This window comes from Kitasatospora sp. cg17-2, from assembly GCF_054031055.1.
On sequence record NZ_JBSSXW010000003.1, the window covers coordinates 57,987 to 69,553 of the forward strand.

Genomic DNA, 11,567 nt, shown 5'->3' on the forward strand with positions numbered 1-11,567 from the left:
CGGTGCTCCGGTGCGGGGCCGGGGCACGGCGCTCCGGCTACGCGCTTCGTCGCTAGTCGGGGGTGGGCGCAGGGAGGCGCTTGCGGCGGCGTGGCCTCGTGGCGAGGTGGTGCGCGAGCAGACGGGGGAACGGCGGCTGCGCGTCCGACGGATCCGGCCCGGTCGTGACCGGAGTGTCGGCGCAGCGGCCTGCCGGGTCCACCGCAGCCGGCAGGTGGCGGGGCACGCCGACGGGACGGCAGAGCACCGGTCAACCCCCGGCCGCGAGACGGCCGGCGGGTCGGGACGGCCCGCCCCTCGGCGGCGGGAGCGCGGAGGCGCTCGGCGCTCCCGTTCCTGGTGGCCGCGGGCGGGAGGGCGAGGCCCAGCCCCGAAGGGGTCCACAGCAGAGCGGCAGGCGACACGACGCAGCTGCGGGACGACAGTGCCGCGCCCGCCCCGGGCCGCGGACGAGGACGCGGCGACGGGCGCTCGCCCCCTCGGGCCGGCCCTGACGCTGCCTCGCGGATGCGCGATGCCCGCCCGCACGGCCCGGGACCGGGCCGTGCGGGCGGGCGGGACGGGCGGCACCCTCGCGAGGGCCGGTGTGCCGAGGCGTCGGTGGGTGCTCAGCCCGGGCGGCGGCTGGCTGGCGAGCCCTTGGAGGGGACCGGAGGGAGAAAGCGAGCGCCTGGGAGAATGCGGCCGGCAGGAGCAGGGGGCGGGCCGTGCGCGGACGGCCCGCCCCCTGCGTGCTCTGTGGTCAGAAGGGGGGTTCGGCCGGGATGGTCTCGGGCCGGACGACGGCGATCTGGAACCAGGGCCGTCGGCGGGGGCAGGTGCAGGCGAAGTACGGCAGCCTCGTCATGTCGCACTCGTCCTGGTACCAGCCGTCGGGGTAGCAGTCGTTCTCGGGGACGGGCCGGTGCCAGGGGCAGTCGTGTTCGGGCAGCCGCCAGACGTACAGGCCGTGGCCGTAGGGGTAGGGTTCCGCCGTCCAGGGACCGACGGCGGTGTGCCCGGGGTGGTGCGCGGTGTCGGGGTGGCGGCGGGCCCAGCGCCGCCACAGCCGGCGCGGCCGGTAGTGGGCGGCGGGCGGGGCGGGGGGCGGGTCGGTGGGGGCATTGGTGTCGAAGCCACCCCTGAGGACGAGTTCCCAGGCGGCCTGGGCGTCGTGGCGCAAGGGGTCCTGCGGGAACGGGCGGTAGAGCGCTGCGGTCAGGTACCCGCGGCCGGTGGTCAGTGCCGCCGTCCAACCGCCGATGCGCGCGGTTCGCTCGTGCACGGTCATGCAGCAGTCTCCTAATTCGTGGGCAAGCGGATCAGCTCTGCCGCACATTGCGGGGCTGATGCGGATCGTGGTGACGGACGCCTGCGTGTTCTCCCGGCCCGGCCGCTCCGCAGGACCGGGCCCGGAACGCGGTCTGCACGGTGGTGGGGTTCCGGCCCGGGAACGGGGCTGGGGTGTGTGGAGCAGCACCCGGCGGCCGGAGCGCTCACGGCCGCCGGGCGGGAACAGGACGCACCCTACGGGCGGACGACGGCCGGTCAAGCGGCCGTGGAAGGCGAGGCGGACGGTTGTGCCCCGGTGTGCCGACGGCGGCAGGCCGGCCAGCCGGGTCGGGACGCAGTGTGCTGGAGGCGTCCGGGTGTTGGAAGCGCTTGTGCGCACTGCGGGTGTCGGAGGTCGGGGAAGACCTGCAGGGCCCGGCCGATGAGCCAAAGGGCGGTGATCAGGTCGTGGCGCAGGGGACGCGTCGACGGGGCGCGCCGTTGGTTCGAAGCGCCCAGCGTCCGAGGGGGCGGGACAGGCCGACGGTTGGGGCGTCGAGGGTGTCCGCGGGAAGGACGCGGGCGCAGGCCGCCGGCTCGGCGGGGAAGTCGGTGCCGCCGCCGGGGACTTGCGATGCGTCGGGCAAGGACCGGTCCGGTGAGTGCTGCGACGCCGCCCGGTCGCGTGCCGAGCAGGCCGGGGTGGTCCGGGCGGTGGGCCGCCCGCCAGCCCGGTCAGTCCGTGGACCGGGCGTGCGAACTCGGTCCGGGCTCCTGCGGGCACGGCAGCGGTGGGGCGCACCGCGGATCCGGCCGCGACGGCGAAGCGGCTGTGCTGCGCCTCGTCCCTGCGCACGGGGGCGGAACGGGGCGCAGCGGGGCCGGTGGCGGGTCGGTGCGTCAGCGGGAGGTGGCGGTGGTGCCGGTCAGGGGAACGATCCGGTCGCCGCAGGGGGCGTCGACGCGTTCGAAGCCGCTGGGGGCCACGGCGAGGTGGTGGACGGTGCCGGTGGGGTCGGTGACGCACATGACGTCTCCGACCGACACGGAGCGCACGTCGCCGGGCCAGGTCCGGCCGTGGACGTCGTGGTCCTGGAGGTTGCCGATGACAAAGGCGCGGTCGGCGGCGGTCTCGGGGTCGGTGGCGTCCACGGTCAGCACGAGCGGGCCGTCGCCGCAGTGGCCGGCCTCGGCGACACAGTGCCCGGGCAGGTAGCCGGAGAAGTTGACGTACTCGCCGTGCGGGCCCCGGGTGACGTTCATCAGCACCCTGACGGTGTGGCGGCCCGGGGCGTGGGAGGTGGGCGCGGCGGTCGGGGGCTTGGCGGGGTCGGCGAGGCGCAGCGCGCCCGTGCGGCGGGCGTAGGGGCGAGGGGGGCGCAGCCAGGCGGTGAGACGGTCGGTGATGCGGGCCATGCGGGGACCTCCTGAGGAGTCTGATCGGGGCGGGGCGGCCGCCGGACGGGCGGCTGCTGTGATGGCTCGAGCAGCCCGGATGTGGTTCGGCTCCCGACCGGGGTGCGGGGTGGGCGGTCGGGGGCTGCCCGTGCGCGGCACGAGCGGATCGCGGCGGGCCGCGGGCCGCTCGGGACGCTGGCGACGGTAGGGGCGGGAGGCGGCCGGTCAAGGGCTGCGCGCCAGTGGGACCGCCGCGCGGGCGTCGGGAGGGGCGGAACCCGTGCGGGGCTACGGGGGTGGGTGGTCAGGGCGCTTCCCAGAGCGTGCGCGGTATGTGCTCGCTGCCGAGCGTGTGGCGCGGGCGCGAGGGCCGGTCCCAGCCCGCGTGGGGCGTGCGCCGGCCGATGACGCTCCATCCTGCGGCATGCAGCGACGCGCCCGTCTCGTCGGCCTGTGTGTAGGTGACCAGGCGCGTGTAGCCAAGTGCTGCGGTGGCGCGCCAGGCGGCGGCGTACAGCTTGGAGCAGGCGTCGCGGGTTCTGTCAGTGGCGATACGGGTGACTTCCAGGGTGTGACCGTAGAGGTGGCGTGCGACGGGGCGCTGTCGAGCGGGTGACGTCGAGTCCCGAGGTCCCGCACCCCGCCTGTTCTCGTCGTCGGCGGGGTGCGGGACGGTGGCGGCGCCCGCTCGCACAGGTAGCGGGCGGGGCGCTGCCGGGTGTGCACGCCGGGGCCAGGAGTGAGCGGGACAGGGCCCGGGGCCTGCACACCGTCGCACCGCCCTCCTCAGGTACGGGGAGCAGTGCGGCACGGACGGCACAGTAGGTGTCTCGCCCGGCCGGTCAACCCCCGCCCGGCACGGGTCCGGCGGGCCGGGCGGGCATCGTGCCAGGTCAGCGGCCGATCGTCGTCAGTGCCACGTTCAGCACCGTCGTCCGTTCCCTCGGCGTGGGGCTGTCGGCGGCCGTCGCCGACACCATGGCGAGGACCGCGTCGACCTGTTCGACCGGGAAGGCGTCGGGAGCGGCGGCGCGCCTGAGGAAGTCGGCCAGCGGCTTCCTGATCCGCCCGCGGATCTTGCGGAAGTCGGCGTTCGTGGCAGCCAGCACCTCCACCGTCCGCAGGACGGGCCCGTGGGACTGCCACACCTTGAAGCAGGCGCTGAGGGCGGTTGCTCCGTCGGTGGCCGCCGCGACAGCCCGGGCTGTCTGCCGGACGAGGTCGGCGGCGAGTTCGAGGAGCACGGCGTCGCGGGTCGCGAAGTACTGGTAGAAGGTGGCGGGCGAGGTACCTGCGACTCGCGCCAGGTCCATGACCTTCATGTCGACGACTCCGGTGTCGGCGAGCATCTCGGCCGTGGCCGTCAGGATGGCCTGACGGGTCTTGAGACCGCGCTTTCCGATACGGCGGCCGTCGACGGTGGTGATGGGGGGCATGGGTGATCCGTTCCTGGAAAGAAGGGGTTGGTGCGACCGGTTGATTGCCGGTCGCGCCGCGTGGCCGGGAGCGGCGGGACGCCGCCGCAGCAGCGGCGCACCCGGGTGCGGCGGCGGGGATGCGGCACGCCGTCGGGACGCCCGGCCGGCGGGACCGGTGCCGGGCCTGCGCGGCACAACCTAGGAGCATCTGACGCGCAGTCAAGTCCGTTGTCGGAGTGGCGGCGGGCCAAGCACCGCCACAGCCGACGCGGCCGGCGCTGCACGGCGGACCGGGCGGGTGCGGGCCCGGTCCGTCCGCCAGGGGCCTGCGCCCCGCGGACGCCGACGGTGCCGGTGGCGGGCAGGAGCGCGTCCTGTCCGCCACCGGCACCACGGGGGCGTGTCGGGGTCAGGCGAGGTCCTCGGCGAACGCCTCCTGCGCGCGGGCGAGCAGTTCGAGCTGGGATGCGGACAAGCGCTCGGCGGCGTCGGCCGCGAGGCCGTGGTCCCGCGCCAGCAGGTACAGCTGGGCGGCGGTCAGGGCCAGCGCGTCGAGGTCCCGGGTGCGGAAGGCGCTCATGGCGGTGCGGAGGTCCTCGGGACGCGGGCCGCCGGACGGGACCGGAGGCCGTCGGGGGTCGCGGCCCGCGGGAGCCGGGGCCCAGGTGCTGCCGTCGCGGCGCAGCACCGTCCACTGGCCGAGGTGGCGAGCGGCGGTCCGCTCGGTCAGGTGCGTGTGGCGGGCAACGACAACCGTGGGGACGGGCAGCCGGGTGGTGTCCCACAGGGCGGCGAAGGCGTAGAGCGCGGCGATGGCACCCTTGCTCAGGCCTGGGTTCGCGGCTGTCAGGGCGAGGGCGACCGGACCGAACGGGCCCTCGGCGTCCGCAGGCCCCGGTGCGGGAACGTCCGCGGGTCCGGGCCCGACCTGGGCGGGGGCGAACAGGGCTGCGCGGCGCTGCGGGGAGGGGAACCACACGCCGTCCATCGCAGGCACGGGCGGGAGCGGCTGGTGGTGGAAGCGGTCCCCGGTGTGGTCGAGGACGGCCGGGTGGCAGGTGACGCCGTCGCCGGAGGACAGGCTGACGCCCCACAGGACGGCTCGTGAGCCTGCCGCGGCCCGGGCGAACAGTTCGAGACCGGCCAGGAGCAGGGTCTCCGGCAGGTCTTCGCCATCGGCCCGCCACACCAGCCCGGCCACCGTGGCCGGGCTGTCACCGGGCAGCAGCAGGACGCCACTGACGGCGGCGGGGTCGGTGTCGATCCATTCGCGTGTCAGGGCGTGGCCCGGGACCAGGAGTGCGGCCTGCCCGGGTGCGGCGGCAGGCCACGGGCACGCGGTGAACCGGTCGGCCGGGAGCGGGCGTTCCAGCCAGATGACGCCCTCGGCATCGTTGTAGCCACTCATCATGGGCACCTCGCATGTCGTCGTCAGGACGGGACGGCCGCAGCCCCGGCGGGCGCCGGGTGCGATCGGGGCGAACCGTAGGAGCAGCAGGCAGCGGGTCAACCCGCGCAGAGCGCATGCGGAGCACATGCCGGGCCGGGCAGTGCCCCCCGAGGACGGACCGATCGGTCCGTCCTCGGGGGCACGAGCCGAAGGGCGGGGCGCGCGGGCGCCTGGGTCTGCGGTCCCGTCCCGGGTTCACCGCCGGCCGCAGCCGCGCCGCCCCGGGCGCGTGGTCGCGTGCGGCCCGGGGCGGGTCGGGTCGGGTCAGCGGTCGTGGGCGGTCGGCGGGAGCGGCTTCGCCGCCCCGACGGGAGCGCTCAGCGGGAGGAGCAGGGGGTCGCCGATGTGCGCCAGCTCGGTCAGGCCGCCCCCGGGGGCGAGGGCGTAGAAGCGGCGCAGCCCGGTCGCCGGGGTGCGGGGGGTGATGACCACGACGTCGCCGACGGCCAGACGCCGCAGCCGCTGCGGCCAGTGCCGGGTGTCGCGGTCGGCTTCCAGCCGTCGGCCGACAGCCGCGGCCCGGTGGGCGGCGGCCAGTGGGTCGGGGGCCTGGACGGTGAAGGTCAGGGCGAGTGCGGGCATGTCGGGGTCCGCGGCGCGCACCAGGGTGTGTCCGGGCCGGTAGCCGAAGTAGTTCTCCGGCCAGCCGTGCGGGCCGGTGGTGACGTTCAGGCAGGCGCTCGCGGTGAACAGCGGGTCGCGCGGGAAGAGCAGGGCGGTGACGCGCGAGTACAGGGTGGGACGGTGGTGTGCGGGCATGGCGGCCCTCCCGGGCGTCGTCGGACAACAGGGGCGGGAGAGGCGGGGCCTCGCAAGGTGCTCCGAGGACCGTGCGCGGCGCACGGGGACGGCTCGGCCGGTACGGGCGCGCGACGGCACGGCGGGGCGGCCGGCGACTGCGTGACGGTACGGCGGTCCGCAGTGAAGGGCGTGGCGGGCCCGGGCACCTGCGGGTGCTCTCCCGGGCAGGGACCGTAGCCACGGCGGCGGGCCGGTCAAGTACCGGCGGGCCCGGGAGCGGGACCGGTTCCACGCCCGACGGCCGGGCACCGGCGCACGGCCCGCCCCGGTTCCCCGTTACGCCGGGCGGGCACAGGTCCCGCCGCCCGCACCACGGCGGCCGCCGGCACGCCCACCGACGAACGGCAACCAGCAACGGGCAGCAGAGCAGCAGTGGGAGGACCCGCAGGGGGCACCCGGTGGAGCGCCCCGGGCGCGGGACTCGCGCCGGTGGACCGCGCCCGGGCCCGCGAGGACGGCGGGAACGCCGGCCGGGGATGCCGGTCGGGGCACCGCCCCAGGGACGGTGCCCCGACCAGGGGTGCCGCCTCGCGGACCCCGGGCCGGTGTGCGGGACCGGGCCGGGCGCGGCGGCGTCGGCACCCCGCCCACCCGGGGGGTGGGGTGAACGGGGTACCGGGGAAGCCCGCACCGCCGGAACACGCACATGCTCGACGACGACCGGGCGGGAACATCAGCCACCGTACGGACCCCAGACGCCCGGTCAACCCCCACGACGCGACGCCCGCAACGGACCGGAGGCGTGCGGGCGGGGCCGGAGTCCGGCCCCGCCCGCTCGCCTCCGGTCCGTCATCGGCGAACACGGACGGGGGTGTCCGCAGCAGCCCGGCGACCGCATCCCCACGAAAGAGGGGAAGGGAGGGGTCACCCGCTCCAGGCCGGGTCCGGCGCTGCCGCGGACCGTCCCCGCCCGGTGACCGCAACGACCCACGGCCACCGGGCGGTAACAGGACCCACCGTACGGACGGCGGACGGCCGGTCAACCCCCCGCTAGGACCTCGCCGCCGCAAGGCGGCTGCACGGCAGGACGGGCCGGAGGGTCGGCCCTGCCCGCCGGGCCCCCGGTCCGCCATCGACGAGCATGGGACGGGGGCACGGCCCCCGCAGGGGGCCGTGCGCGGCGGGGCCCCCTGTCGGCCGGGTCAATCGCTGTAGACGATGACGACGCTGTCCTCGCTGACCTCCAGCTCCAGCCAGCACAGCCCGTCCGCCACGGCGGCGCGGATCTGCTCCAGCATCGTGTCGGCGGGATCGCTGGACAGGGGATCGTTCAGGGGGAGGTGCTCCGCGAAGTCGTGGCCGCCGACCGGGGTTTCGCCGAGGTCGTTCTCGGTGCCGGGGCCCCAGCCGTCAGCATGTACGACGTGGTGGTGAGTGTCCTTGCCGGGCAGGTGCGGCAGGCCGTTGGACATGATGTACGTGCCGTCGTTCTTCACCCAGACGAGACACGCTCCGGTGGCACCGGAGTAGGGGCTGGTGCGGTGCTTGGGGGCGGCGGCCGCGTGCTCGGCCAGAGGCAAGATGTCGGCCAGCGGGAATCGAAGCAGCAGGGGCTCGGGCATGGGCGCAAGTCCGTTCTTCCGGGTGGGAATGTTCGAGAGCGCGGGCCCCGGGCGGGCGCCTTCGGGCACGGACCGGGGACAGCCGGTGGCGGGGCGCAGCTCGGGGTGATGCGGGTGCGACAGGCACCCGGGCGGCCCCAGGGCCGGAACGCGCCGGGCGGCAGTCGCGGCGGGTCTGACGCCCGGCCGGTCAACGCCCCGGCCCGGACAGCAGGGCACGGCATCCGGGGACCGCCGGGTCCCCGGATGCCGCAGGCCGACGCCGGACCTCAGAGTGCGTGTGGGGCGAGCAGGCCGGTCAGCACGGGACTGCCGTGGACGTCGGTGACCTCGACCTGCGGCGCCAGGGGTTTCGCGGCCCAGCGCCAGCCCTGCCCGCGGACGGAGGCCCTGCCCAGCCTGTCGGGCAGCTCCAGGACCAGCCTGCTGCCGCTGGTGTAGCCCAGGTGCGTGTAGAAGGACGTCTGCTCGCGGTGGTGGCGCAGCACCAGGGCGTCGTACCCGGCCCGGCGGTGGTCCTCCTCGACCCTCTCCAGCAGGGCACGGGCGATGCCCCGGCCCCGGTACTCGGGTACGACGACGAGCTCGTGGACGTTGCCGATGCGGGGGTAGAGCTTGTTGCGGATGAACGTGGGAAGGTCGAGTTCGACGGTCCAACGGCCCGGCCCGCACCGGGCCAGGCCCACCGGCCTGCCGTTGTCCGGGAACTCGGCAAGGACATAGTGGAGCGGACCGTGGCTGAACGGGCCCTCGTCGCCCGCACCGGTGGCGAGTGTCTCTCGGACGACCTCCAGCGACGGGGCGAGGTCTTCGGCGCTGCGGCGGAGGTCGATCAGCCGGGCCAGGTCCGCGACGGCGTCGAAGTCGCCGGGCGTTGCGGGGCGCAGCCGCATCGGCAGTGGCACGAGGGACGGGGGCCGGTCGGCCGTGGGGCGGGCGGGGACAGGATGGTGCTGCACGGTTCCTCCAGCGGTGCGGTGAACGGACAGTCCGGCCCCGGGGCATGGTCACCCGGGCGGGCAGGCAGGGACGCTAGGCCGCCCATCGGGCCCGTCAACCCCGTGCCGCCGCAACGACCCGGGCACGCCCCGACGCGACCCCGGGGTGGGGACCGGCCAGCACCGACCCCTGGCAGCCACAGCCGCCGACCCGGGCCGGTCGGGCGAACAGGCGCGGGCCGTTCCCCGGGGGCCGCTGCCCGGGTACGCGTGGGGCCCGGTGACGCCACCCCGGACGGGCGGCGGCACCGGGCCCCAGGAGCCTTCGCCGAGTCAGTGCGCCTGCGCGCCGCCCGCCGGTTGCCTGCCCGCGTCGGCGGCGGCGCGGTGCGCGGCCAGCAACGGCGACCCCATCACCATCTGCGCGATCTGACGCATGGTGGTCACCGCCGTGTCCAGGGCGTGGAGAGCGCTGCTGTCCACGCGGGCACACACGGCCCGGTGCGCGTCCCGGACGATCTCCAGAACCCCGTCGACCCCTGCCATGAGCAGCTCGGCCGTCAGGCCCGGCATCGGCCGGGCGAGGTGGACCGCGAACAGGGCCGCGCCGGTCTGTTCCAGCAGATCACTCACAACGACCAGCAAGCGGCGCAGCACGGCGCTGACCGGCATCGTCGGGTGCGGGTCGGACCGCAGCAGGATGCGGTCCAGCTCCGTGTCGAAGCCGAGGTAGAACGCGAGACGCCTGGTCTCGCTCTCGACGGTGTGGACCTCGTCCAGATGGCGACGGGCGACGGTCTCCATGGCACGGGCATCGGTTGCGGACACGGGCAGGGCTCCTCGAAGGACTCGACGTCACGAACAGGAACAGGAACAGGAACGGGGCCGTGGCAAGGCCCGGGACCGGAACACCGGGGAAAGGCCCGGCCGGCCGGAACGGTCACGACCACCGGGCGGGAACACCACGCACCGTACGAACAGGAGACCGCCGGTCAACCCCCACCCGGAACAGGCGACGGCAAGCCGAAGCACGGCCGCCCCCGGCGGAGCCACCAGCGCACTGCGGAGCACTTCCGCGACGAGGCCAGCACCCACCGCGAACAACCGAGGACCGGCCGGCTTCCGGAGATCGCAACCCACCGTCACAGTCGCAACCGGAGGCCGGACCGGCAAGCACAGCGGACCGGCGAAACAGGGCCGGACGCCGCCCGCCCCGGAGGACCGACCCGCACCGGAGAAAACCGCACCACACGCAACAGCGACGGCCCACGACGAGCCCCGCCCTCCGGGGCGCTGTTGCGCACCCGAAGGGCGGGATCCGCGGGACAGCGCCGTGCGCACGCCCGCCGGGAAGGGCTCACTCAGACACTGAAAGCGAGGTCGACGCCGTCCTCCGCGACCTTCAGCACCATCTGACGCCGTCCCTGGTCCGCGGCGGCGCGCAGCTCCTCCAGGAACGTGGTGGGCCTGCCGCCGCAGAAGGGTTCGAGCAGCGGGAGGTACTCCGCGAAGTCCTCGCCCCCGGCAGAGGCGGCGCCCAGTCCGTTCCCGGTGCCGGGGCCCCAGCAGTCGACGTGGACGACGCGGTCACCGGTGGCCCTGCCCGGCAGGTGCGGCAGCCCGTTGGACACCAGGTGCGTACCGTCGCCCTTCACCCAGACCAGGCACGGCCCCCCAGCACCGGTGACGTCACACACGCGGTGCCCGGGCGCCGCGACCGCATGCTCGGCCAACACCAGAACCCCCGCCAACGGAAACGGGAACAACAGCAACATAGACATGGATGTCAGTCCATTCTTCCGAGTTGAAGTCTTTGACAGCACAGCCCCCGGCGGCCGCTGCGCCACGGACCGGACGCCGCGACGGGATGCGGCTGTCTCCGTCCGCCGGACGCCGTGCCCCGGTGCCGCAGCGCAGCCGCGCCGCACGGGACCTGTTGTGTGCCTCGTTCAGGCGCTGAAGGCGATGGTCACCGATGTCTCGGTGACCTCCAGCACGAACCAGAGGAGCCCGTCCGCGACGGCGGCACGAACCTGCTCCAGCGTCGTCGTGGCATCACCGGGCAGGCTCTCGGTCAAGGAGAAGTACTCCTCGAAGTCGTCGCCGCCCACCGGGGTGTCGGCCAGATCGTTCTCGGTATCCGGGCCCCATCCCTCGGCATGGACGAGAACACGGGTCTTGTCCGCGCCCGACAGATGCGGCAGGCCGTTGGACACGAGAAACGTGCCGCGCTGCTTCACCCAGACCAGGCACGGTCCGCTCTCATCGGTGTAGGGCCAGAACTGGTGGTCCTCTGCCGCGACCGCGTGCTCCGCCAGGGGCAGTACATCGGCCAACGGGAAACGCAGCAGCAAGGGCTCGGACATGGGTGTCGGTCCGTTCTTTCGGGATCGAGGTCAGAGCACGGGCCCCGGACGGCCCTTCGGGCACCGACCGGAGAAGGCCGTACCCGGCGCCACTCGGGGGCAGGTGCGGTGGAGTGCGGTACCCGCTCCGCAGGATGGTCACAGCGGGGCGGGAACAGGACGCACCGTAGGACTGGGAGGCGCCCGGTCAACCCCCGGCCGGCCAGCAAGCCCGTTGGCACAGTGCCGGCCAACTACGGCACGGAGCCCACCGACGCCCTGCCCGGCGGGCCTGGCTGGGCGTCGGCGGCCGTGCAACGCCACCCGGATCCTTCGGCGCAGCGGGCACGAGAGTTCGACCTACGCGAGGAACACGTTCAGACGCGGTCAACCGACGCGATGTC

Annotated in this window: 11 protein-coding genes; all 11 read right to left on the minus strand. The window is 75.2% G+C overall.

From position 1 onward, the window contains the following. Positions 1-742: 742 nt before the first annotated feature. Complete coding sequence (locus ACW14Y_RS42065) at positions 743-1,270, minus strand: hypothetical protein (RefSeq protein WP_456988878.1); 528 nt, start codon at positions 1,268-1,270, stop codon at positions 743-745. A gap of 881 nt (positions 1,271-2,151) precedes the next feature. Beyond that, a complete protein-coding gene (locus ACW14Y_RS42070) occupies positions 2,152-2,667 on the minus strand; it encodes a hypothetical protein (protein WP_456988880.1) in 516 nt (171 codons plus the stop codon). Between the two features lie 286 nt (positions 2,668-2,953). Beyond that, positions 2,954-3,469, minus strand: a complete 516-nt coding sequence (locus tag ACW14Y_RS42075; RefSeq protein ID WP_456988882.1) for an XF1762 family protein — start codon at positions 3,467-3,469, stop codon at positions 2,954-2,956. A gap of 73 nt (positions 3,470-3,542) precedes the next feature. After that, entirely contained in the window at positions 3,543-4,085 is a 543-nt protein-coding gene (locus ACW14Y_RS42080) for a TetR/AcrR family transcriptional regulator (protein ID WP_456988884.1), read from the minus strand. Between the two features lie 391 nt (positions 4,086-4,476). Beyond that, positions 4,477-5,475 (minus strand): hypothetical protein, encoded by a 999-nt coding sequence (locus ACW14Y_RS42085; RefSeq protein ID WP_380303001.1) that lies wholly within the window; start codon positions 5,473-5,475, stop codon positions 4,477-4,479. 306 nt (positions 5,476-5,781) lie between these two features. Next, positions 5,782-6,276: a hypothetical protein gene (locus tag ACW14Y_RS42090; protein ID WP_456988886.1), complete on the minus strand. Its 495-nt coding sequence runs from the start codon at positions 6,274-6,276 to the stop codon at positions 5,782-5,784. Positions 6,277-7,460: 1,184 nt separating this feature from the next. Beyond that, positions 7,461-7,880: a hypothetical protein gene (locus ACW14Y_RS42095; protein ID WP_380311472.1), complete on the minus strand. Its 420-nt coding sequence runs from the start codon at positions 7,878-7,880 to the stop codon at positions 7,461-7,463. Between the two features lie 269 nt (positions 7,881-8,149). Next, positions 8,150-8,839: a GNAT family N-acetyltransferase gene (locus ACW14Y_RS42100; RefSeq protein WP_456988889.1), complete on the minus strand. Its 690-nt coding sequence runs from the start codon at positions 8,837-8,839 to the stop codon at positions 8,150-8,152. A gap of 312 nt (positions 8,840-9,151) precedes the next feature. Then, a complete protein-coding gene (locus ACW14Y_RS42105; RefSeq protein WP_380311468.1) occupies positions 9,152-9,646 on the minus strand; it encodes a hypothetical protein in 495 nt (164 codons plus the stop codon). A 533-nt stretch (positions 9,647-10,179) separates the two neighbouring features. After that, positions 10,180-10,473, minus strand: a complete 294-nt coding sequence (locus tag ACW14Y_RS42110) for a hypothetical protein (protein ID WP_380311467.1) — start codon at positions 10,471-10,473, stop codon at positions 10,180-10,182. 294 nt (positions 10,474-10,767) lie between these two features. Beyond that, entirely contained in the window at positions 10,768-11,184 is a 417-nt protein-coding gene (locus tag ACW14Y_RS42115) for a hypothetical protein (RefSeq protein ID WP_380311465.1), read from the minus strand. Between the last annotated feature and the right edge of the window lie 383 nt (positions 11,185-11,567).

Excerpts from the sequence above, each read along its gene's own strand:
- ACW14Y_RS42065 (WP_456988878.1), bottom strand. The coding sequence starts at position 1,270 with ATGACCGTGCACGAGCGAACCGCGCGCATCGGCGGTTGGACGGCGGCA.
- ACW14Y_RS42070 (WP_456988880.1), bottom strand. The coding sequence starts at position 2,667 with ATGGCCCGCATCACCGACCGTCTCACCGCCTGGCTGCGCCCCCCTCGC.
- ACW14Y_RS42080 (WP_456988884.1), bottom strand. The coding sequence starts at position 4,085 with ATGCCCCCCATCACCACCGTCGACGGCCGCCGTATCGGAAAGCGCGGT.
- ACW14Y_RS42085 (WP_380303001.1), bottom strand. The coding sequence starts at position 5,475 with ATGAGTGGCTACAACGATGCCGAGGGCGTCATCTGGCTGGAACGCCCG.
- ACW14Y_RS42090 (WP_456988886.1), bottom strand. The coding sequence starts at position 6,276 with ATGCCCGCACACCACCGTCCCACCCTGTACTCGCGCGTCACCGCCCTG.
- ACW14Y_RS42095 (WP_380311472.1), bottom strand. The coding sequence starts at position 7,880 with ATGCCCGAGCCCCTGCTGCTTCGATTCCCGCTGGCCGACATCTTGCCT.
- ACW14Y_RS42115 (WP_380311465.1), bottom strand. The coding sequence starts at position 11,184 with ATGTCCGAGCCCTTGCTGCTGCGTTTCCCGTTGGCCGATGTACTGCCC.